21 protein-coding genes are annotated in these 21,866 nt (G+C 37.7%); 8 read left to right on the top strand and 13 right to left on the bottom strand.

All coding sequences use genetic code 11. The annotated features are described in order from the left end of the window. Positions 1 to 27: 27 nt before the first annotated feature. Positions 28 to 549, bottom strand: coding sequence for a hypothetical protein (locus MWU78_RS14275; protein ID WP_187581418.1), 522 nt, complete (start codon positions 547 to 549; stop codon positions 28 to 30). 370 nt (positions 550 to 919) lie between these two features. On the opposite strand from MWU78_RS14275, the gene MWU78_RS14270 reads away from it, so the two are divergent. Beyond that, positions 920 to 1,786: an OmpA family protein gene (locus MWU78_RS14270; RefSeq protein WP_246998863.1), complete on the top strand. Its 867-nt coding sequence runs from the start codon at positions 920 to 922 to the stop codon at positions 1,784 to 1,786. Positions 1,787 to 2,291: 505 nt separating this feature from the next. After that, positions 2,292 to 2,684 carry a DUF302 domain-containing protein gene (locus MWU78_RS14265; protein WP_187581420.1) on the top strand — a complete coding sequence of 131 codons (393 nt, stop codon included), beginning with the start codon at positions 2,292 to 2,294 and terminating at the stop codon, positions 2,682 to 2,684. A 3-nt stretch (positions 2,685 to 2,687) separates the two neighbouring features. Here MWU78_RS14265 and MWU78_RS14260 read toward each other — a convergent pair whose 3' ends face one another. From MWU78_RS14260 to MWU78_RS14240, 5 genes are all read right to left on the bottom strand, one after another. Next, entirely contained in the window at positions 2,688 to 3,143 is a 456-nt protein-coding gene (locus tag MWU78_RS14260) for a DinB family protein (protein ID WP_246998861.1), read from the bottom strand. Between the two features lie 194 nt (positions 3,144 to 3,337). Beyond that, positions 3,338 to 3,790 (bottom strand): DUF2267 domain-containing protein, encoded by a 453-nt coding sequence (locus MWU78_RS14255; protein ID WP_187581422.1) that lies wholly within the window; start codon positions 3,788 to 3,790, stop codon positions 3,338 to 3,340. Positions 3,791 to 4,000: 210 nt separating this feature from the next. Then, the gene (gene deoD / locus MWU78_RS14250) at positions 4,001 to 4,699 is read right to left on the bottom strand and encodes a purine-nucleoside phosphorylase (RefSeq protein WP_246998859.1); all 699 of its coding nucleotides are present in this window, start codon (positions 4,697 to 4,699) and stop codon (positions 4,001 to 4,003) included. Between the two features lie 48 nt (positions 4,700 to 4,747). Next, positions 4,748 to 5,392: a deoxyribose-phosphate aldolase gene (gene deoC, locus MWU78_RS14245; RefSeq protein ID WP_246998857.1), complete on the bottom strand. Its 645-nt coding sequence runs from the start codon at positions 5,390 to 5,392 to the stop codon at positions 4,748 to 4,750. Positions 5,393 to 5,666: 274 nt separating this feature from the next. Then, a complete protein-coding gene (locus MWU78_RS14240) occupies positions 5,667 to 5,936 on the bottom strand; it encodes a hypothetical protein (protein ID WP_187581425.1) in 270 nt (89 codons plus the stop codon). Positions 5,937 to 6,201: 265 nt separating this feature from the next. Here MWU78_RS14240 and MWU78_RS14235 point away from each other — a divergent pair, with 265 nt between their 5' ends. After that, on the top strand, positions 6,202 to 7,044 hold the full coding sequence (locus tag MWU78_RS14235) for a universal stress protein (protein WP_246998855.1): 843 nt from the start codon (positions 6,202 to 6,204) through the stop codon (positions 7,042 to 7,044). Positions 7,045 to 7,216: 172 nt separating this feature from the next. Next, a complete protein-coding gene (locus tag MWU78_RS14230) occupies positions 7,217 to 7,930 on the top strand; it encodes an SDR family oxidoreductase (protein ID WP_246998853.1) in 714 nt (237 codons plus the stop codon). Positions 7,931 to 7,932: 2 nt separating this feature from the next. On the opposite strand, the gene MWU78_RS14225 is transcribed toward MWU78_RS14230, so the two are convergent. The 4 genes from MWU78_RS14225 to MWU78_RS22585 all read right to left on the bottom strand — a co-directional run bounded on the left by MWU78_RS14225 (position 7,933) and on the right by MWU78_RS22585 (position 15,959). Then, complete coding sequence (locus MWU78_RS14225) at positions 7,933 to 10,683, bottom strand: PD-(D/E)XK nuclease family protein (RefSeq protein ID WP_246998850.1); 2,751 nt, start codon at positions 10,681 to 10,683, stop codon at positions 7,933 to 7,935. A 3-nt stretch (positions 10,684 to 10,686) separates the two neighbouring features. Then, positions 10,687 to 10,857 carry a hypothetical protein gene (locus tag MWU78_RS14220; RefSeq protein ID WP_246998849.1) on the bottom strand — a complete coding sequence of 57 codons (171 nt, stop codon included), beginning with the start codon at positions 10,855 to 10,857 and terminating at the stop codon, positions 10,687 to 10,689. A gap of 204 nt (positions 10,858 to 11,061) precedes the next feature. After that, positions 11,062 to 12,432, bottom strand: coding sequence for an OmpA family protein (locus MWU78_RS14215; protein WP_246998847.1), 1,371 nt, complete (start codon positions 12,430 to 12,432; stop codon positions 11,062 to 11,064). Positions 12,433 to 12,842: 410 nt separating this feature from the next. Further along, a complete protein-coding gene (locus MWU78_RS22585; protein WP_246998845.1) occupies positions 12,843 to 15,959 on the bottom strand; it encodes a UvrD-helicase domain-containing protein in 3,117 nt (1,038 codons plus the stop codon). 119 nt (positions 15,960 to 16,078) lie between these two features. On the opposite strand from MWU78_RS22585, the gene MWU78_RS14205 reads away from it, so the two are divergent. Continuing rightward, a complete protein-coding gene (locus MWU78_RS14205) occupies positions 16,079 to 16,687 on the top strand; it encodes a superoxide dismutase (RefSeq protein WP_246998843.1) in 609 nt (202 codons plus the stop codon). Between the two features lie 508 nt (positions 16,688 to 17,195). Here MWU78_RS14205 and MWU78_RS14200 read toward each other — a convergent pair. From MWU78_RS14200 to MWU78_RS14190, 3 genes are all read right to left on the bottom strand, one after another. Further along, the gene (locus tag MWU78_RS14200) at positions 17,196 to 17,774 is read right to left on the bottom strand and encodes a uracil-DNA glycosylase family protein (protein WP_246998841.1); all 579 of its coding nucleotides are present in this window, start codon (positions 17,772 to 17,774) and stop codon (positions 17,196 to 17,198) included. Next, positions 17,774 to 18,445, bottom strand: a complete 672-nt coding sequence (rsmI, locus tag MWU78_RS14195; protein ID WP_246998838.1) for a 16S rRNA (cytidine(1402)-2'-O)-methyltransferase — start codon at positions 18,443 to 18,445, stop codon at positions 17,774 to 17,776. Before rsmI ends, MWU78_RS14200 begins: the two co-directional genes overlap by 1 nt. Positions 18,446 to 18,548: 103 nt before the next feature. Further along, positions 18,549 to 19,235, bottom strand: a complete 687-nt coding sequence (locus MWU78_RS14190; RefSeq protein ID WP_246998836.1) for a hypothetical protein — start codon at positions 19,233 to 19,235, stop codon at positions 18,549 to 18,551. 204 nt (positions 19,236 to 19,439) lie between these two features. Between MWU78_RS14190 and MWU78_RS14185 the strand changes: the two genes are divergently transcribed. The 3 genes from MWU78_RS14185 (at position 19,440) to mscL (ending at position 21,738) form a co-directional block, all read left to right on the top strand. Continuing rightward, positions 19,440 to 20,084 (top strand): thymidine kinase, encoded by a 645-nt coding sequence (locus MWU78_RS14185; protein ID WP_246998833.1) that lies wholly within the window; start codon positions 19,440 to 19,442, stop codon positions 20,082 to 20,084. Continuing rightward, the gene (gene alr, locus MWU78_RS14180) at positions 20,077 to 21,183 is read left to right on the top strand and encodes an alanine racemase (protein ID WP_246998831.1); all 1,107 of its coding nucleotides are present in this window, start codon (positions 20,077 to 20,079) and stop codon (positions 21,181 to 21,183) included. Before MWU78_RS14185 ends, alr begins: the two co-directional genes overlap by 8 nt. 147 nt (positions 21,184 to 21,330) lie before the next feature. Further along, on the top strand, positions 21,331 to 21,738 hold the full coding sequence (gene mscL / locus MWU78_RS14175; protein ID WP_246998829.1) for a large conductance mechanosensitive channel protein MscL: 408 nt from the start codon (positions 21,331 to 21,333) through the stop codon (positions 21,736 to 21,738). Positions 21,739 to 21,866 lie beyond the last annotated feature (128 nt).

The raw sequence follows: 21,866 nt of genomic DNA, 5'->3' as shown, positions 1-21,866 counted from the left end.
GCATTCCGGAATCCGACTTTAAAATAACTACTGCGATGTATACAATTTTATTAACGGATTTAATTCATTAATGATTTTACCCACATACAAGGGAGTTTCATCCAAAATGGATTCCCCCGTAATTGCGTCTATTCCTTCCATTTTGTAAGTCCCTTCACCCGAGGTTGTCAGGACAACCATTTTACCCCTATCGTCTACGGTTCTGTCCATGAACGATTTTATAGATGCCGGTGGTTTCCACATCTCCCAGGTATGGATTATTAACAGGGCATTGTAATTGGTAGGATTAACATCTGCCAATGCCGAAACATCTATTATTTTAATATAAATAGACTCCGATTTATAATACTCCACAATAGCGGTAGTAATTGTATTTTTAAATGTACTGCCCTGTGTTGCGATAAGTAATTTGGAATTCTCCATGGGAGAATTTACCTCATACTCCTCGGCAATGTCCATGGCATATTCATTTTGATACCAAAGCATAAACAGCAAGAACACCACTACTATGGATAAAAATATGAGCGAAAACTTTTTTACCTTATTCATAATAATCCTTTAATTCAAATTCTACCCCTAATATTAGTTGTGATATATATCGTATCATAATCCGTTGCACATCCAATTATTTCATGAACTGGCTTAGATGCTTTCCTAAAACTTTAAATCATAAAGCTATTCCTTAACTGTACACCACCCTATGACCTTTGTCAGTTATAGTTGCACATGTAGAAATAGGAGCTGTACAACACAAGGATATATCCAAATAATAATCAGTAATAAAGGAGCATAGCAATGGTCAGATCCCTCTTATCAAAAAATTGAATATCAGCCATATAGGATATGATTAATATCATTTGATATTATTGGAATAGTGACTTTCTTTATTGGATAGGAATCATCCAAATAACGTATAAAAATGAAACCACTACATCTTTACGTCCTAGCACTTACCCTTTTTACTTCTTGTGTAAGCCAAAAAAAATATACTGCTATGCAAGATCGGGCCGCAAATTGCGAAAATGAATTAAATACAACCAAGAATCAAAATAATTTGCTTGAAGCCGGATTGGCCAATGAGAAAAACAGATCTAAATCCTTGGAGCAACAAATGGAATACTTCAAAAGTACCAATACGGACCTGTTGGCCAGACTTTCCGATCTTTCAGTTGTGAGCAAATCTGGAGCAGAAAGCATTAAAAAATCTTTGGAAGCCCTAAACGAACAGAATAAATACATAAAAGATCTTACAAGTTCCATACAGCGAAAAGACTCCATTAATTTAGTATTGGTGATGAACTTAAAAAGATCCTTGGACAATTTTGAAGATGAGGATATTAACATTGAAGTGAAGAAGGGAGTGGTGTATGTATCAATTTCAGACAAGATGCTTTTCCGTTCTGGAAGTTACAACATAAGTAACAGGGCGGAGGAAGTTATTGGTAAAATTGCCAAGATCATCAATGACCATAAGGAACTGGATATTTTGGTGGAGGGGCATACAGACAATGTTCCCATTTCTACCGAATGCATGGTCGATAACTGGGATTTAAGTGTAAAAAGGGCAACGTCCATTGTACGATTAATGCAAACTAAATTTGCTGTTCAACCCCTAAGAATGACTGCTGGAGGCCGTTCTGAATACCTTCCAAAAACTACCAATGCAACAACGGAAGGTAGAGCCATAAACCGCAGGACCGAGATAATTATTTTACCTAAACTAGATCAATTCTTTGAATTACTGGAACCGCCAACCACAAATGTCGAGGGCCAGGGAAAAGGATAGGAGACATAACAGGAAACAGGAAATTAAGCAATCCTATTTTCTTTTTTAAAAATCGAAAAAAAAACACACCCAACTGATATATATCATTCCGAATCCAATATGATAATTATATATTGGTATTATTATAAAGCAATAGTTCTTTGATAGATATTAAAATAAAGTTTCTAAGCAGTAATGCCTTAGCGACTATACTCCGGAGCCCATGTAACTTCTTGAGCCTAATCGCCCAAACACCCTGTTCGGATGTTGCAATTGCAACTCGCCGTCCAAGACTTGGATTAGTGTAAAAGAGCTACTTGCCCCGGACATAAAGGATTGGGATATTTAGATATCCCAATCCTTTTTATTATATAGAGTCCCTGTTATATAAAAGGTCCACTTTACCTTATTTATGGCATAGACCGAATTAAATGGATTAAAAAAATTGAATATTATTTACCAAGTTTGAAACCGGAGGCTTTTGCTTCCTATTCTTGTTTTTTAAAAACCCGATAAAAATATTATTATGGAGTATTATTTTAATAAAACAATTGGAAATATACCTTTCGACAAGGCAGTGGAAAAAACAAAATTGGCCCTACAGGAAGAGGGCTTTGGCGTGCTAACGGAAATAGATATGAAAGCTACCCTAAAGAAGAAATTGGACGTAGATTTCTATAATTATATGGTCCTGGGCGCATGTAACGCTCCCTTTGCCCACAAAGCACTACAGGCCGAAGATAAAATTGGTACCATGTTGCCCTGTAATGTAATTGTTATGGAAAAGGAACCAGGACTTGTGGAAATAGCAGCAGTAAACCCCATGGCATCCATGCAGGCCGTAATTAATTTGGATTTAATGAATATAGCGGATGAAGTGGGCGAGAAATTAAAGAAGGTGGTAGAAAAGATCCACTAAATTCTATGACCCATATTTCTTAATAATGGCCATTTGACCAGAATGATAGGTGGTATGGGAAACTATTCTTCCAAATGCCTCCGCCTTTGTCTTTGTTCCAAATTCTTTGGTTGTAATAGTTGTTTCCCAATCCTTATCTTCCTGCTTTTCTATTATAGTCTTTATCATTAAAAATGAATGTTGTACGTATTCCAATAATTCCTCCAAATTGGTCCACTCGCCCGTATCCTTTTGAGCAATGACCGTTTTTGCAATTACCTTTATATCCTGCGCTCCAAATACATTTTTGGCAAAAAGTAGTTCAACATCGCCTATATGTCGAATAAGAAATCCTATACTATTGGGGGCCGGCAATAACTTTTTGTTTAAATCGTCTTCCTTTAAATTGGACAATTGATTTGAAAACCGGGTTCTGGCTTCTTCCCACAACTCGATAAACAACTGTGTTTTTGATATCATGAAATATTAAATTAAAATATTTATCTTAAGGGATAAGGTAGGTTTTGGAAATAATTCAGGTTACTAGAGTCCAATTTAAAACATTTGCATCACACTTTTTCAAACTCTTCTGGAATACTTTTTTAACAAATAGGTTATTGAATAAATACTGGCATAAATAAAAAGAGCGATGTATAAGGTCATAATATTGGTTATTAGAATATTAAATTATTAAAAATCATTCCTTTAAGATTTTTTGGAAGGCTATCCCGGATGTCGGCCATTTCTCCTTGGGAAACATATTTTCGTAAATAAATAAAGGTAGTGTTTACATATTCTTCTGCCACTTCATCACTGTATTCAAAATCGTTTACTGCAGCTGGTCCGTCAAATTGTCTAACCAGGTCCAAGAATTCGGGCATGTTTTTAATTTTGGGTTTTTCTTGTTTTAAGGACCAACCAGTTACATAGACCCCTTTTAAAAACATGGGTAACTGCGCAATAAATTGCAGTGATTCTGCAACCGGAATAATTTCCCTTAAGGCATGGAGTATGGAGGTAAGAACCCGTCCGGCTTTGTCGGTATCCTTGCCCATATCCATTTGTTTAGTGTAATCTTTTAAGAAGGTATGTCCCTCTGTTGCATACTGATTAAAATTGAGTGCCATGATTGCTTAATTTTGGGATATATACAAAAATGGCTTTATCTTTTGGTTTGTAAAATGATCTTGGTCATATTGGTAATATTGATAACCTAAGTTAAATTGAGTTTTTACTGGAAATACCCCATCGGGCGACCAAAAATTCTCCTTTTCCTTAAAATAAGAGGCATAATTAATGTACGGAGAATCAATAAAATAGATAGTCGATTCCCTGCCTTAGGCAATATTAAGGGCAATATCTATCATGTCCTGAAAAGTGGTTTCCCTTTCTATGGAATTTGATTTTTGACCCGTCACTAAAGAATCCGAAATAGTCAATATCGTTAGGGCCTTAATATTAAACTTGGCGGCAATGGTATATAATCCGGCCGCCTCCATTTCTACACAAAGGACCCCGAATTTTGCCCACAATTTATAGGAATTTGGATCATCCTCATAAAATTCATCCGAAGAAAGAACATTACCTGCCTTAATGGCAATACCCTTTTCCTTTGCGTAAAGTGCAGCCTTAAGAAGCAAGTCAAAATCAGCGGTTGGGGCATAGTCGGCGTTAATAAATCTTGAATTATTAATTCCCGAGGTGGTGGAAGCTGCCATCGCTAATACGATATCACGTATTTTAACCTCTTTTTGATAAGAACCGGCAGTACCTACGCGAATTAGATTTTTCACCCCATAATCATTAATTAACTCCTGATAATAGATCAGAGCAGAAGGTATGCCCATACCGCTTCCCTGAACCGAAATACGTTTGCCCTTATAGGTTCCTGTATATCCCAACATACCACGAACCTGATTATAACAGATAGGATTTTCAAGAAAGCTATTCGCTATCCATTTAGCCCTTAACGGATCCCCTGGCAATAATACAGTTTCTGTAATTTCACCCTTTTTCGCTTCAATATGTACGCTCATATTTACTTCAATTTTTATATTCAAGCCAATTCCAGAGGAAAGTCAACTTTATTGGTCCGTTACTATAGCAACTCCAGAAGATGTCCCTATTCGGGAAACTCCTAAATCTATATATCGTTTGGCTGTGGCAGCATCTTTAATTCCCCCAGATGCCTTTATTTTGATTTTGTTCTTTATCACTGACTTCATCAGAACCACATCTTCAAGAGTTGCCCCTCCGGGACCAAAACCGGTTGAAGTCTTTACAAAATCAGCCTTGGCATTAACTGCCAATGTACAGGCCATCCTTTTTTCCTCCTCGGTTAAATAACAGGTTTCCAAAATAACTTTTAATACATCGCTACCCAGCACCTTTTTCACTTGGGTTATTTCATCTTCTACAACTGAAAATTTACCAGATTTAAGCCATCCAATATTTAGGACCATATCCAGCTCATCGGCTCCTTGTTCCATATAATCCTCCGCTTCCTGTACTTTCGCCCTAGTGGACATAGCCCCTAAGGGAAACCCTACTACTGCAACCAGCTTTACCTTAGTGCCTCTTAACAATTCTTTTGCAAGGGATAGGTAACAACCTTTGATACATACGGCATAAAACTTATAATTTAAAGCTTCGGCGCAAAGAAGCCTAATATCTTCCTCTGTTGCCGTAGGTTTTAATAGTGTATGGTCTATAAAATTTTCAAATTGCATATGGAAAAGTATATCATTTTGGTAATTCTGTGAATGGATAACACCCTATTTTACCAAAAGTAAACTTCTTTTCCATGTTATTTTATGACAAGAATCATCAAAAGGAAAGCCTGTAATAACTTCCAATTATCACCAATTCTTCTAGCAATGTAAAATTTGGCAATGATTGCCGTTGTCAACAATGACTCACTCGAAATTTTTTGTAAACGCCTTTGGGTATGGCTACGGGAAAGTTGCCACGTTAGTGTTACAAAAAAACATTTTTTAGTAATAATTAGGCAAGGGTTGTTTCACCTCTGCCTTCATTCTGCATATTTGGACTTAACGTGGAAAGAAATTTGAAATGTCTGATGGGGTAACCAATTCTCCAAAGTTCTTGTTTTACCTGTTCCAGTGCAATTGGACTGTAGTAAAAGAAAATAAGTCTTCCGGTATCAACCTCCAGATTTATTATTCTAATATCCATAATGCGACTCAGGTTGCGAAGAATTACTCTTTTATCACTTTCAGAGATTAGGTTTCCTATTTTTGCTATGGCTTTCATCAGGTCTTTGTTAACAACACTTATCAATTAAATTATTTGTTTACAACGATCAACAATATACGCTGGCAAATTGGTATCTGAAATGACCAAGATCAGTTAACATAAATTTAGGGCCAAGGATTCCCATAGGTATTCCGCACATAAGTTAGGATTTTTGAAAAGCGATTTTTTACCATATAAAGAATGAAAGGATATAATGGGTATGACCAATATCATTGTTATTATCAACAATAGCTTATAGTTTTAATCTTTAAACAAAGTAACTATGAAGACGATACTTTACGCCTCCGATCGCACAGAACACTCTGTACCGGCATTAAAATATGCATATCACTTAAGCAGAACACTTAAAGCTAAACTGCTGGTTCTCTATGTTCACGAAATTGATCCAATAAGAGTTTCCGTTTCACGCCCAACATCCCAAATTGAATATCATGTAATTAAGGAACAGACAGAAATTTTGGAATCTTATTGTGAAAAGCATTTGGGCGTATCCGTAGATGGAAACAAATTGCAGGTGGAAGCCGTTCACAACGACTCGGTTTCCAGTGCCATTCTTGAGAAGACCAAGGACATTTCTACCGATCTTATTATCATTGGCAGGAAGGATAGACATACGGACCGTGGCCTCTTTGTTGGTAATATAGGAAAGGGACTTCAAGAAAAAGCGCCTTGTCCCTTGCTTATTATACCAAACACTATCGAGGAAAAGTCCATTAAGAGTATTTTATATGCAACGGATTTTGAAGAGGCAGATGTGCTGGCTCTTAAAAAATTGGTCCCAATGGCAAAAGCGCTAGGTGCCAAAATACAAATGGTGCATATCTCAAAAGGGAAGGAAGATGCCGTAAATGAGCAGATGACATGGTTTAAAGACTTGGCCCAGCAAGAGATAAACGATTCCTCCATAGACTTTACCGTATTATACTCGGATATGATCGAAGAAAAACTTAAGGACTACGCCCGTACCATAGGCGCCAACCTATTGGTATTATTGGAAAGGGAAGAAACTGGGTTTTTTCAAAAAATATTCCACAAAAGCCTGGTAGCAAAAATTGAAGAACATATCGCTATCCCCCTGCTGAGTTATAATGAGGTTAATTTATAGTTTTCACTGAAATACAACCACAAGCACTTAGGTGATCCACGGCTGATAACGCTTACCGCTAATTGCCTCCACGTTTTTAAGGAATTTATTTAGGCGGAGTTTAAGAAAATAATAACGCTCAGTTTTTTAATATCTGCCCGTATAATTATAATTTCACTTAAAACTAAACAACATGAATGATTTAAAAAATAAAGTGGTCTATATTACAGGAGGTTCCAAGGGAATAGGATATGGCATTGCTTCCAAACTACTGGAGGCAGGAATGAAAGTAGCCATTAGTAGCAGGCTATTGGAAAGTGCCGAAAAAGCTGCAAAAAGCCTTGGATCGGCCGACAATGTACTGGCCATTGCCTCGGATGTTTCAAAAATTGGGGATGAAAAGTCGGCTGTAAAAAAGATTTTGGATAAATGGGGGAAATTGGATGTGGTCATCGCCAATGCAGGAGTTGGACATTTTGCTCCAGTAGATCAAATTTCCGACACTCTTTGGCACGAGATGGTAAACACTAACCTAAACGGAGTATTTCACTCACTAAAAGCTTCGGTAGAGGCCCTGAAGAAATCTAAGGGGTATTATATTACTGTGGCAAGTTTGGCCGGCACCAATTTCTTTGCCAATGGTGCAGGATACAATGCCACCAAATTTGGTGTAGTAGGTTTTACCCAAGCCGCCATGTTGGATTTAAGGCCTTATGATATTAAAGTATCTACAATAATGCCTGGTTCTGTAGCCACAAATTTTAATGATAATGAACCGTCCAAAGAGGATGCTTGGAAGATACAGCCAGAAGATATTGGCGAGTTGGTTTTGGATCTTTTGAATATGAATCCAAGGACGTTGCCCAGTAAAATAGAGGTAAGGCCTACACGACCTGATAAAAAATAACGCTATACCTCCTTTTCTGTAAATGGTACTAAAGGATTACCAATTTCAGAAATTAAAATTCTAATAGATTCCATAAAATGGGCAATAGTTTCTTGGGTAATGGAATTATCCTTGTTTCTACTGCCCTTCTTTTCTTTTACTGCAAATTTTAGCAGACCCGAACTTAAATTTTTAAATGAAATTATTCCTGCTTCTATTTTACCAATGGCTTGATCGTTGTTGTACATAATAGCATAGCATAACAATTGAAAGGCTTTGCTGTAGTTGTAGTCCTGTATGGCGTCCTCCCATTCCACAATTTCGACCTGGGGACTTGTCACGTTACCTGTTTTATAGTCGATTATTCTAATAAGTCCGTCTTTTTCATCTATCCGGTCCAGTTTTCCTTTTAGGACCACGGGAAAATCCAGTCCGGGAACAGCTATATTCATTCGAAGTTTTTCTTCTACCCCTAATATTTTAATTCGATGTTGTTTAACTTCTGCCAATTCCATCTTTAGGAAATTTTCTATGTACCTCACCACCACATTAAAGGCAATCAGGTTTTTTCCTCTGGAAATATCCCCTTCTGCGAAGCTCTTCGCAAAATGACCTATTACAGTAGTCTTTATCTTCTTTTTCATTTCTTGAAGCATGGACACTTCCAGATAGGTATTCAAATAAGGTTTGTAAAGGTCCTCCAGGGTGTCATGTACAATGGTTCCAAAAGTATTGTTGGCAACGGTTTCTTCCACTTCCATAACGTCGTCTATTCCCAACAGATTTCTTTTATAAAAATCTATGGGATTTCTGATATAATTACTCAAAGAGGTGGGTGAAAAACCTTTGGAAGCATGCTCCTTGATCAAATCCATAAGGTCCGCATCCTTTGTAATGGTCTGTAAAACCTTAACAGTTGGATTTATTTCGGGTGCGGCAATAATTTCGGTAATATCCGCCAATTTATTTTCATCGGTAAGGAGTTGGGTCAGCAACCTACTTCTCTCACCGCCTTCCAAAACATCGGCCTCGGTATTGTACACCAAATAGATGTTTTTTGCCCGTTGTAATAAGCGATAAAAATGATACGTATACACTGCATCCTTTTCCTTATAAGTAGGAAGTTTGTAATACTTTTTTAGATCGAAGGGGATAAAGGAATTATTGGACTTGCCGGAAGGAAGTATACCTTCGTTCACCGAAGTTAGAATAACGGTTTCAAAATCCAACACCCTACTTTCCAACATTCCCATTATTTGCAGTCCTTCCAAAGGTTCTCCTTGAAAATCCAGAGTTTCGTGCCTTACAATTTCCAAATAAAGGCTTTCCAATGATTGTAGGTCGTTAGCGAAAGCATATTGCTCCACCATGTCCTGAAGTTGATTGAATAAGGTATAAAACCTATACAAATACTCCAAACCAAGGGACTCTTTGGATAGTACAAATTTCTCCCTAAGTATTTGGATAATTTGATGACATTTATGTATAAAATTGGTTCCCGAAACCTTCTCCTGAAAAAACAGTAGACTAAGCAAGTGGTCATTTCCTTCTATTGCAGAACGTAAATTATTTGAGCTTATAAATGCCCAATTTTTCAATCTAATGGCCTCACTTATAATGGCAGCAATATTTTGCTCCTTTTCGGTACATAGAATTTGTATGTAAGGATGTGACAAAAAATCCAACAGCTGTTGAAAATACCACCCTTGGGAATCCTTTTTTAAGTGTAGTGAAAGATATTGGGAGAACAAACTGGCCAAGGGAGTACTTTTTAACGGATATCCCATAGTAATATTTACGGTGTCCAGCTCCGAGGGTATAGCGTTCAAAAGGGGATTCAACAGGGTTTCATCACCCAAAACTATAGCCGTGTTCTTGAGAATGTTGTCGTCCTCTTCTTTAAGTTTCAACAAAAGACCCCCTACATACTTTGTTTGGGAAACGTTTTTGGGTACACCTATTATTTTAATATTCTTTTGGGCCGTATAATTGCTTTCAATTCCTTTTAGTGCTTTCCCTTTAAGATAGGGCCAACTATTTTGATGCTGTCTAATAAAATAACTGGCATCGTGTATAGCGTCTTCCACAAAATAAGTATCGCAATCCCAAAAAATATCCCCTTTGGTTTTGGTCAATATTTCCTGAATAATATGGGACTCTGCCGTATTTAATGCGTTAAAACCTAGAAATATGTGTGTCTTGTTTTCATTATTTGCCAAATAATCTTTCAATTGTTCACAGGCCGTGCGATAAATTAAACCCTGATGACCCAATTTTTTGGCTTTCAGCAAATCATTAAAAGCCTTATATAACGGTTCAAGATTATTCCAGAATTTAATATAATTGGTAATTATTTCGGATTTTTCCTTCTGTAACGACCAATGGTTTATTTCCTGAATATTCGCCAAATAGGAAAATATATCTTTTGCATCAATTAAATATCTATCGATCTCATTAAAGTCCTGCAATAAGGTCTGACCCCATTTGGAAAAGGTAGAGAAATTATCCTTTTCGCCATTTTCCATTGCTGAATAAGCCTTGTATAGTGTAAAAAGTTGCTCCATATTTGAAGCGCCCTGTAGCTTTGAAATATGTTCCACAAAGCTTTCTATACTGTATATTTTAGGAGAAAATATTGTTTTATTGGCTGTTTTGGCCAAGGTGGTACGTAAAATAGTCCCTGCCCGTTTGCTGGGTAATATTAAGATTAAGTTGTCGAAGGAATCATAGGTCTTTAATAAATCATCAACTACCTGTTGGAGAAAACTTTTCATCGGCTATATCATCATATCTTTTAAAGTCGGAACCTGCCTGCCAATAGCAATCTGCAAATCATCGATCAAGTGTTGCCCCCAACAATCATCTGAAGTTACCTCCACCATACCTACCGGTTTCCTTAATAATAATTTCTTCAAAACATCCACTGGAACTTCAATCCCAAAATTCATTTTAGAAATTTAAAATTCTCTAAATACGGGGTAATTTAATTATAAAAAACAGAACGAAGGCATGCACTCCGTTCTATCCTGAAAAATATAATAATTTTTGGTTCGGGCTTATATTTTAGAGATTTATCCCTGTTCATTTAAAAACAAAAAAGAGCCCCGCTAAATAGCGGGGCTCTTATTTATAGTTTGAAAACTACTTGTAAATTACTTTACCAAGTTAATTTCAACTCTTCTGTTTTGCTTTCTACCAGCACTAGTATTGTTAGTAGCAATTGGCTTATCCTCACCGTAACCTATGGCAGATAATCTAAATTCCTCAATACCTTTATCTACTAGGAACGTTTTAACTGAAAGCGCTCTTGACTCTGATAATTTTTGGTTCAAAGAACTACTACCTACACTGTCAGTATGACCTTCTACAGTAAATTTAGCAGTAGGATACTCTTTAAGGATGGTAATAATATCAACCATTACAGAAGTAGATTCTGCTTTGATAGAAGATTTACCAGTATCGAACAAGATTGTTCTAGCGTATTCGTTCAATTGCTTCTGAACCTCTTCAGTAACTTCAGGACAACCCTGGTTAGCTACAGTTCCGGCAACATCTGGACATTTATCATCTTTATCCAATACACCGTCACCATCTTTATCTTGGTAAGGACATCCTTTGTTAGCGGCAGGACCAGCTTCGTTAGGACAAGCATCATCTTTATCAGCAATACCGTCACCGTCTGCATCTGGACAACCAGCTAAAGCAGCAAGACCAGCTTCGTTAGGACAAGCATCATCTTTATCGGCAACACCATCACCATCTGCATCTGGACATCCGTTCATTTCTTTAGAACCAGCCTCATTAGGACAAGCATCTTTGCTATCCTCGATACCATCACCGTCTGCATCTGGACATCCGTTGAAAATCTCAAGACCAGCAACTTCTGGACAAGCATCATCTTTGTCATAGATTCCGTCACCATCTGTATCAGTACCACCAAATTTGATAGCAATACCGGCCATATGTTGGAAATGCTTAGCTAAGTAATCTTCAAAAGCATGCTTGTAAGACGTTTGTAAGGTTAAACCAATGTTTTCAGTAAACCAAAGGTTAAGTCCAATACCACCATTAACGGTACCGGCACCAATTTCGTCTATCCAAGTATAACCACCACCTATTTCGATGAATGGATCGATTACTGTACTTTTTAAGAAATTATATTTGATTGTACCATCAAGACCATAGTGAGACAAATCGTCTACACTAACATCTCCCAATTTTTCAATACGGTTCAAAGAACCTCTTGCACCAATTGAGAAGCCACTACCTACATACTTAGATACGGCAACATAAGAAATAGATGGAAGGATGTTCCAATGGTCTGTTGCATTAAAGAATTCGTCCCCAAAATTTCCGGCCATAAAGCCATGGTTCATTAAGGCGTCAGTATCTCCTGAAGGATAAACGTCAATTGCGTTAGCTCCGAAACTTACTTGCCAAGGGTTATTCTCGTCTTGCGCTTGTACGTTGTTAAAACCTACAATAAGTAAGGCAACAACCAATAATTTGCTAAGATGTTTCATGTTTAATTTTTTAAGTTTAAGTGTTTATTAGCTGCAAATGTAAGTTGTTAAAAATTATTAACAAAATCATTTTCTTAATTTTTTTAACGTATTTCATGCGAAAAAAGACGCATTTAATCGATATTTAATGCAGTGCCTACCATGGTAAAACAGTTATTTAACCACCCACGTGTTCCATACCTTTGGTCCAAGCCCTGTTATAAGGTTTCCTTTAAGTTTCACAGAAAGCAATAATCCACTTACATAAATAGCAATTTCAGACATTATTTTGGTCATTTTCCTCCTTATTTAGGCATCGTTCAGCAAGATTTAGGACCAAAAACGGGGGTGAAACATTCAATTAAATCGCTGCCAGCCCATTTCAAAGTTAATTTTTCATCGTCTTTGTAAGGTAAAAGCCTTAATACCAACTAGATAAAGTCCAGCGTAATTTCCTCATTGATATATATGAGGATTTTGTTTTCAATTTCATATCCCATTGCTCCCAAGGCGTCCGCATAGGAATAGATTTGTTCGTGGTAGGCGGGATTCTTTTTACCCGTCTTATAATCTATTATTGTCGCCCTGTTATCCTTTATAACTATCCTATCGGGGCGAAGTATCTTCCCGTTTTTGGTAAGGATGTCCTGTTCATTCTTTATAAGGTTTCCTTTGTCATAGTAGCTGTCCAGTTTTGGATGATCTACAATGGCCTTTATCCTTTGAGCCATCCCCATGCTATCCTCTTGGGAAAGATCACCATTTCTTATTAACCCATCTATAGTACGGTCTATATCCTCATTGGTCTCTATTAGCCCCATTATAAAATGCAATAAATTTCCTTTACTAATGGCAGTTCCCCTTTCGGTATCCCATAGAGCGCCCGACTTGGTTAAAATCCGAAACTCTGGTCGCTCCTTAAAGCTGTATAAATGGGATATCTTTTCCTGATGTTCCCCCTGGGACGGTTCATCCTGAATTTCAAGATTTCCGAATTGATAGCAAGTCTTGGTCTCCTCCCAAAAACCCTTTTCCTTTAAATAGTGTATGAATAATCCGGAGTATAAATTTGGTTTGTGCTCACCTTTTGGTGTTAGGTCTTTTTTAGAGATCACATATAGGCCCTTTATAGCCCTGGTCAAGGCTACGTACAATAAATTAAAGGCATCCAATTCCAATTTATGCTGTTCCTCATTATAAAGTGCTTCCGCTTCTGCACCATAGCTAATCACCTCCTGCTTTTTATTGATAAGAATCTCTTCAAAACCATTAAAGGCAATAGGATTAACAGGCAGCCATAATTTAGCATCCCTTTCTTCATATATATTGGTATTGGCAAAAGGAAAGATTACAATTGGAAATTCCAAACCCTTGGATTTATGTACGGTCATTATCTGAACGGCATCAACATTTTCCGGTGCAGTTACACTTAAGCTTTCCTTTTTCTTTTCCCAATGAGCCAAAAAAACCTGGGTATTGGCACCTTCCTTTTGTTCCACTTCCAAAACAACATCCAAAAAATACGTTATATAGGCGTCAGAAATGTCTGCCAATCCAAATTTTTTAATAGCATATTCCAAACCGTCATAAACGGAGGACTGTCCCAGCATTTTTACATTAAACCCGTAGTTCTCCTGGAGCAATTGGGCTACCCTATTAATATTGGAATTTATAAATTGATGTCTCTTTTCCTGGGCCTCGGAAAGAAAGCTAAGGATTTCATAACACCTCTCCTTCTCATTAGGCTGAAGACTAAAATGTAATAAATTAACCAAGAACCTTACCTTGGGATTACTGTTTAACAGCAGAGTTTCAGACGAAATAATAGGAACATTATTTTGCATTAGGAAATCTGCCAATAAAATACCGTGTTTTTTCTTGCGGGTAAGGATACAAATATCCCTAAGAGAATAGTTCCTTTTTAGAGCTTCTTCCAAAGTGTTCAATACCGAATTACAGTATTCCTCGTCTTCATCACTGGATTCCTCAACATCAATAAATGAAAGTTGTACCAAACCACCTTTCTTACTATTGTAGTGTTGACTATTTCCCTCCAGGAACAATTTATTATAAACACTGTTCTCCAAAAATGGACTGGTAACCGTGAAAAAATCGTTATTAAATTTAATTACTTCCTCATGACTACGGTAATTGGCAGGAAGATTTGATGTGGTTGGTGGAATTACAAACGGATTTTCCTTTAGGTTGATCAGATTTAAAAACTGTTCGGCCTTTCCGCCTCTCCAACGGTATATAGCCTGTTTGGCATCGCCTACCAAAAGCAATGAACCTATTCTTCCTTGGTCGTCCACACTTTCCAATGCGTTCCCGATCAAAGGTATTAGATTGTTCCATTGCATCTCGGAAGTATCCTGGAACTCATCCACAAAATAATGACGGTACTTTTCACCAATACGTTCATAAATAAAAGGGGCTGGTTGATCTTTAATTTCCTTGGAAATTATACTATTGAACGACGATATGGGCAGCAGATCCCGCTCCAATTCCAGATTCTTAATTTCACCTTGTATAGCGCTAAGAACCGTTAGTGGAACAATGTTGTTATAGCCGTTCTTGAGGAGGGACAAAACAATGGAGTTTTCCTTTATTTCATTAAACAGACTTATAAATCTCGGATGTAGTCCGTCCAGTATATCTTTAATATCCTGGCGGCAGGCCTTGGCGTATAAGGGGTCTTTTTCAAAATTTTGTTTCCAGCCGGAATTGAAATCTATATTCAAATCTCCATCAGCTATTTTAGCAATAAATTTTGGAAAATAGCTTGCTTTAAAATTATTGAATTCCAGATTATTATCCTCAATTATAGTTAGGGTTTCCTTTGCCCAGTCTATTATTTTCATTTCATGGGCCTGGATTTGCAGTACCAATTCCTTTTTTAAATCTACAAAATCCTCTATACTCTTTCCTTCCAGTTTCTTTAAATGTGGAGTCTGATTTTCATTGAATAATAACGTGCCTATTTTTTGTAGGTCAAAAGCAATATCCCAACTTTTATCACTGTCGATTTTTTCCAAAGCAAAATCAATCAACACCTTGGTCAATTGAGCATTGGCACCAGCCTTATTGATGAGTTTGGCGATAGCCTCATCCAACAATAATTTGGTATCCAAGACCACCTCAAAATTTTGGGGAAGTTTTAGATCTTTTGCAAAAGTTCTAATTAGCCTATGGGTGAATTTATCAATTGTAGAAACATCAAAAAAGGCATAATTGTGAAGGATCTCCTTTAGCACCTTCCTGGATCTATTACGCAGTGTACCTATATCGACCCCTAATTCCAGGGATATATCGGCCAGCATTGGAGGAACTTCATAATTATCCGACAGTTTTCCAAAATTAAAAAGACTGCCCAAAATTCGCTGTTTCATTTCGTTTACAGCTTTGTTGGTAAACGTAATGGCCAAAATACTGCGATAGTTCTTATTAAAATCGGAGGAAAGGATTATTTTTAAATACTCTTTTGCTAGGGTGTAGGTCTTGCCAGAGCCAGCAGAGGCGTTGTAAATTTTGTAAGGAGCGTCCTGCACGTTATTTTAGTCGCAAAATAAGCAATATTAAACAGTTCTTAACAAATTATTAGTTGAATTTCTATCATAAAACCGTAATTTTGGGAAACAACATTTTTTAACATAAAAACTATAACATTATGGCTTTTGAATTACCTAAATTACCTTATGCGTACGACGCTTTGGAACCACATATTGATGCCAGAACCATGGAAATACATCACACCAAGCATCACAACGGGTACACTACCAATTTAAATAACGCTATTGAGGGAACGGATTTGGCAAAAAAATCCATTATGGATATTTTGACCAATTTAGACATGTCCAATGCTGCTGTAAGAAACAACGGAGGAGGTTTCTACAATCACTCTTTATTTTGGGAGATAATGTCCCCAAATGGTGGCGGACAACCTTCCGGAGATCTTGCAGATGCTATAAATTCCACTTTTGGTTCTTTCGAATCTTTTAAGGATGCTTTTTCCAAAGCCGCGGCAACAAGATTTGGCTCTGGATGGGCTTGGTTATGTGTTCATAAAGGCGGAAAACTGGAAATATGCTCCACTCCAAACCAGGACAACCCTCTTATGCCCGGAACTGGCTGCGAAGGTTTTCCAATTTTAGGCTTGGATGTATGGGAACACGCCTATTACCTAAATTATCAGAATAGAAGACCAGACTACATCAATGCATTTTTTAATGTAGTCAATTGGGATAAAGTAGCCGCTTCCTTTAAGGCTAATAAATAACGGATAATTTTCGGTTGCCTTCTTAGGCGATCCACGCTAAAATTAAAAGTCCGCTCATTAAAATTTTAATGAGCGGACTTTTTTGTTTTCATAAATAGAAAAGGGTGGAGAAGCCTCCACCCTTTTCGTCCCAAATCTTACCATAAACTTAACCTACTTATGCTATGGCGATACTAAAATACTGGTATTGTGAGAAATAACAAAAATAATTATGACCTTTTATCCATAATTATTTTCATTGATGATCAACTATTATCGTTAAAAGTGACAAAATATTGGTTAAAATACTGATTTTCAGCAATAAAAAAGGCGAAGCTAAGCTCCGCCTTTTTTCCCCAAATCTTACCATGAACTTAACCTACTTATGCTATGGTCCTCCAAAAGTAACTTAAAGGCAGTGGCGTAAAAAAGGTTTTAGACAAACTTCCCAATTATAGGTTGAAATACTTTTGTTACGGGGTACTGAACCTTTTGTAGGGATGTAATTAAAATAATAAATTATCTGGGATCACCAATTTTGAAGTATCTGGGCAACCCTATCCTGTAATACCGGTACCACCTCAGTTTGAAACCAAGGATTTTTTGTCTGCCAAAACCTATTTCTGGGAGAGGGATGGGGCAGAGGAATATATTTGGGTAGAAACTCCCGATAGCACTTCACCGTTTCGGTCAAGGTTCTTTTTGCGCTCTTACCTAAGTAATAATTCTGGGCATAGTTGCCAATTAGAATAATCAATTCCAAGTGAGTCATCTTTTCCAGCAATCCATTGTGCCACAAAGGGGCGCATTCCGGTCTCGGAGGCAAGTCTCCCCCCTTACCCCTACCAGGATAGCAAAAGCCCATTGGCATCAGTGCTACTTTACTTTCATCATAAAAATCGGGATCTGAAATATTGAGCCATTTTCTCAACTGCCTACCGCTGAGATCATCCCAAGGAATTCCAGTTTCGTGTACCTTGGTTCCGGGAGCCTGGCCAATAATGATAATCCTGGCCTTGGGGTGTGCGGCTACTATGGGTCTAGGGCCCAAGGGCAAATAAGCCTTACATACTTGGCAACTTCTTATTTCCGATAAAAATCGTTCCATTACTTTTTACCAGACACCACAATAACGATCTCACCCTTGGGCGGATTATCAGTATAATGCCGCAAGACCTCTTTTACCGTGCCCCTTATAGTTTCCTCATACATTTTTGACAACTCCCGTGAAACCGAAACCAACCTATCAGATCCAAAATAAGTCTCAAAATGGGACAAGGTCTTAACCAACTTATGTGGGGATTCGTAGATTATGATCGTCCTGGGTTCCTCGGCCAATAAAGTCAGTCTAGTTTGCCTTCCTTTTTTTACGGGCAAGAACCCTTCAAAAACAAATTTATCGTTGGGTAGACCACTATTTACCAATGCAGGGACAAATGCAGTTGCCCCGGGCAGGCAGTCTACCTCAATGTTGTTTTCCACACAGGCACGGGTAAGCAAAAAACCAGGGTCGGATATGGCCGGGGTTCCGGCATCCGATATCAATGCAATGACCTCCCCAGCTTGCAATCGTCTTACAATACCCTCTACCGTCTTATGCTCATTGTGCATATGGTGACTTTGCATTGGGGTTTCTATATTGTAATGATGCAATAATTTGCCACTTGTTCGGGTATCCTCTGCCAAAATTAGGTCTACTTCCTTGAGCACCCTGATAGCGCGTAACGTAATATCTTCTAAATTACCTATTGGAGTAGGTACTATATATAATTTCCCCATCAATTGTATTAAACACCCACTTTTTTTGAAATTGCAGGCAAGAAGTGGCAAAAATAATGAAAATCATTGCTCCATAATTCTGTAAGCGACAAGATATACCGATTTACGAAAATTTGCGGGCAATTACATTCATAAAACGCTGTTCGTACTCTTCCTTGCCTTCCCAATGGTTGTAGTCCGGCTTTACCATGTTAGTAATAAATGAAACAGAACGTTCTTCACTGTCAATAGTACTTAATTGGGACAATACCCTGTTATAATCTTCCATATTATTATTGAAGAGATGCTTTACAAATGCCAAGCGATCGTTTAAATCCACTTTTAGCACTTTTTGAGAACCGTGTTCCACCGATTGGGCCGTTCCACCAGCTTTTACGGTTTTCACTTCTTTGGGCATAAATAAGTCCTTATCGTTCTTTATCAAATCCGGCTTGTTGGTAAATTGTGACAAAACCTCGTCTATGGTCGTGGCACCGGGCATTTCGGATATCATGTCCTTAATGGTATCGATACCGGGAATAATAATATCCTCTTTGTGTGGGTTACTTTCCGGTACAGATGAATTTGCATTTAAAACCGAATTCGCCATGGTTTCAAATTTGGCGGCAATGGCATTCTTGGAAACATCAATCTCTACCTCGTTTAATTTCTCTTCAATATATTTAAGAACTGCCAACTTTTCATATAACTCCCTGGCAGTTTCATATAAGGCCGAGAAATCGTTTAAATTTCTCGAGGTTATTATTTCTGTTGATAATTTTCTCAATTCCTCTTTAAGTCTCTTTTTCATCTGAATATATTTTTAATTAGTTGGAGCTCAATTTGAGTGCCAAAAATAACAATTCCTTATAGGTAATAATACTAGGCTATACAATCACGTAATTAAGAATACCAACTTTTACCTATATTAATACCAGAAGGATTATTTTTTTAATAATTTTATCCCTTCTAAAAAACAAACGGAAAACAAATTACTTTAGTCTAAAATTACAAAATGTTTCTCGAAAATACTGTTAACCCTAAAGAACAATTCGGTTGGATCGAAGTAATCTGTGGTTCCATGTTCTCTGGCAAGACCGAGGAACTGATCCGGAGGTTGAAAAGAGCCACATTTGCAAAACAAAAAGTGGAGATTTTTAAGCCCATGGTAGATAAAAGATATCACGAGGAAATGGTAGTTTCCCACGATGCCAACGAAATAAGATCTACGCCGGTACCTGCAGCTGCAAATATTCGTCTCTTGGCGGATGGTTGTGACGTGGTGGGGATTGATGAGGCACAATTTTTCGATGATGAAATCGTAACGGTTTGCAATGATCTGGCCAACAAGGGTATCCGAGTGGTAGTGGCCGGATTGGATATGGATTTCAAAGGCAATCCGTTTGGACCTATGCCCGCGCTTATGGCTACTGCGGAATACGTTACCAAAGTACATGCCGTTTGTACACGAACAGGCAATCTGGCCAACTATAGTTTTAGAAAGGCCAACAATAATAAATTGGTGTTTCTGGGAGAAACCGAAGAATATGAACCCCTTAGTCGCGCTGCATACTACAAAGCCATGCTAAAGGAAAAAGTGAGTGCCATTGAAGTTACTTCAGAGCAAGTACTCCCCCCTCAAAAAAAATCGAATGACTAAGGTTGGAGAAACCGTTCTGGAAATCGACCTAAGGGCACTTGAACACAATTATCATTATTTAAGATCAAAAATTAATCCCAGCACTAAATTTCTAGGAGTGGTGAAGGCATTCGCCTATGGTAGTGATTCCATTGCCATTGCCAAAAAATTGGAATCCCTTGGAGCAGATTACCTAGCGGTAGCCTATACTTCAGAAGGAGTGGCCTTGAGGAACGCAGGTATAAAATTGCCCATTTTGGTACTTCACCCCCAACAGGTAAGTTTTGCCACTATGATAGAAAAATGTCTGGAACCAAGTCTTTATTCCCCTGCTATTTTCAGCTCTTTTTTGAAATTGGCAAAGCAATTGGGTCAAAAGAATTACCCAGTACATATAAAATTCAATACTGGTTTAAATAGGTTGGGGTTTGGAGAAAAGGATATAGAATTTATTGTTAGATCGCTTGTTGGAGTAGAACAGATAAAAATTAGCTCTTTGTTTTCCCATTTAGCGGCCTCCGAAGATTTAAATGAGAAGGAGTTTACATTGGCACAGATACAGCTTTTCGAAAAAATTAGTTCTCAACTTATCCCCAAATTGAATTACAAACCATGGAGGCATATGCTGAACACTTCCGGAATCCTAAACTATCCGGAAGCGCAGTATGATATGGTAAGAAGTGGAATTGGTATCTACGGTTTTGGCAACGAAGCCTCCGAAGATGAAAAATTAATTCCTGTAGCTACCCTTAAAACGATTATTTCACAGATTCATAAAGTTGAACCGAATGAAAGCGTAGGGTATAATAGGGCATTTGTGTCCAATACGTCCATTGTAACCGCAACACTTCCTTTGGGACACGCCGATGGAATTGGCCGACAATACGGCAATCGGGTTGGACAGGTTTCCGTACATGGTAAGTTGGCGCCCATTATTGGGAACGTATGTATGGATATGATTATGGTAGATATCACAGGAATTGATTGTAAGGAAGGGGACGAGGTCGTTATTTTTGGCAAGAAACCCAGTGCAGAATCTTTAGCCTCTTCTGCCAAAACGATAACTTATGAGCTTCTTACCGGAATTTCACAGCGGGTTAAAAGGATATATATTGACTAGTTTTCCACCACACAACTTCCCCAGAATCATCAATGAATACTACCAATTAAAAAGTATACGTTTTGTATAGAAAATTATTTTAACATTTTGTTAGGATTGCTTTTTAAGTTACATTGCAGATACTATTAATTAATTAAAACACTAGTTATGTTCAAAGAATTTAAGGAATTTATAATGACAGGTAATGTCATTGATTTGGCTGTTGCAGTTTTATTGGCTAGCGCCGCAGGCTTGGTTGTCAGTGGATTTGTCAATGATATTATGATGCCTATAGTGGGATATTTTACTGGAGGCGTTGATTTCTCCGATATGCAAATTGTCCTTTCGGAGGCGGTCATGGCTGCGGACGGAACAGTTGAAAAACCAGCAAGTGCCATCCGTTACGGGGCATGGGTAAATTCTATAATCAACTTGATTATTGTTGGGTTTGTTCTTTTTGTAATTGTAAAAGCCTATAACAAAACCAAAAAGCCTAAAGAGGCGGCTCCCGAAGCACCAAAAGGCCCAAGTCAGGAAGAGCTATTGACTCAAATCAGGGATTTATTAAAAAAATAATATCATTAAAAAACATATTTGACTTTGAAGTCTATTCAAGGTCTAACCGCTTCACTACCAACTAACCAACAAAAACCGTCAACTAAGATTCGCTATCCCAGTTGACGGTTCTTTTTTACAACAATGTG

The organism is Arenibacter sp. F26102, assembly GCF_023015865.1.
In the GTDB taxonomy this organism is placed as follows: domain Bacteria; phylum Bacteroidota; class Bacteroidia; order Flavobacteriales; family Flavobacteriaceae; genus Arenibacter.
The sequence above is the reverse complement of the archived record's forward strand: the minus strand, read 5'-3'. Positions and strand labels throughout refer to the sequence as shown.

Coding starts and splice junctions, on each gene's coding strand:
- MWU78_RS14275 (WP_187581418.1), bottom strand. CDS start 549: ATGAATAAGGTAAAAAAGTTTTCGCTCATATTTTTATCCATAGTAGTG.
- MWU78_RS14270 (WP_246998863.1), top strand. CDS start 920: ATGAAACCACTACATCTTTACGTCCTAGCACTTACCCTTTTTACTTCT.
- MWU78_RS14265 (WP_187581420.1), top strand. CDS start 2,292: ATGGAGTATTATTTTAATAAAACAATTGGAAATATACCTTTCGACAAG.
- MWU78_RS14260 (WP_246998861.1), bottom strand. CDS start 3,143: ATGATATCAAAAACACAGTTGTTTATCGAGTTGTGGGAAGAAGCCAGA.
- MWU78_RS14255 (WP_187581422.1), bottom strand. CDS start 3,790: ATGGCACTCAATTTTAATCAGTATGCAACAGAGGGACATACCTTCTTA.
- deoD (WP_246998859.1), bottom strand. CDS start 4,699: ATGAGCGTACATATTGAAGCGAAAAAGGGTGAAATTACAGAAACTGTA.
- deoC (WP_246998857.1), bottom strand. CDS start 5,392: ATGCAATTTGAAAATTTTATAGACCATACACTATTAAAACCTACGGCA.
- MWU78_RS14240 (WP_187581425.1), bottom strand. CDS start 5,936: ATGAAAGCCATAGCAAAAATAGGAAACCTAATCTCTGAAAGTGATAAA.
- MWU78_RS14235 (WP_246998855.1), top strand. CDS start 6,202: ATGAAGACGATACTTTACGCCTCCGATCGCACAGAACACTCTGTACCG.
- MWU78_RS14230 (WP_246998853.1), top strand. CDS start 7,217: ATGAATGATTTAAAAAATAAAGTGGTCTATATTACAGGAGGTTCCAAG.
- MWU78_RS14225 (WP_246998850.1), bottom strand. CDS start 10,683: ATGAAAAGTTTTCTCCAACAGGTAGTTGATGATTTATTAAAGACCTAT.
- MWU78_RS14220 (WP_246998849.1), bottom strand. CDS start 10,857: ATGAATTTTGGGATTGAAGTTCCAGTGGATGTTTTGAAGAAATTATTA.
- MWU78_RS14215 (WP_246998847.1), bottom strand. CDS start 12,432: ATGAAACATCTTAGCAAATTATTGGTTGTTGCCTTACTTATTGTAGGT.
- MWU78_RS14205 (WP_246998843.1), top strand. CDS start 16,079: ATGGCTTTTGAATTACCTAAATTACCTTATGCGTACGACGCTTTGGAA.
- MWU78_RS14200 (WP_246998841.1), bottom strand. CDS start 17,774: ATGGAACGATTTTTATCGGAAATAAGAAGTTGCCAAGTATGTAAGGCT.
- rsmI (WP_246998838.1), bottom strand. CDS start 18,445: ATGGGGAAATTATATATAGTACCTACTCCAATAGGTAATTTAGAAGAT.
- MWU78_RS14190 (WP_246998836.1), bottom strand. CDS start 19,235: ATGAAAAAGAGACTTAAAGAGGAATTGAGAAAATTATCAACAGAAATA.
- MWU78_RS14185 (WP_246998833.1), top strand. CDS start 19,440: ATGTTTCTCGAAAATACTGTTAACCCTAAAGAACAATTCGGTTGGATC.
- alr (WP_246998831.1), top strand. CDS start 20,077: ATGACTAAGGTTGGAGAAACCGTTCTGGAAATCGACCTAAGGGCACTT.
- mscL (WP_246998829.1), top strand. CDS start 21,331: ATGTTCAAAGAATTTAAGGAATTTATAATGACAGGTAATGTCATTGAT.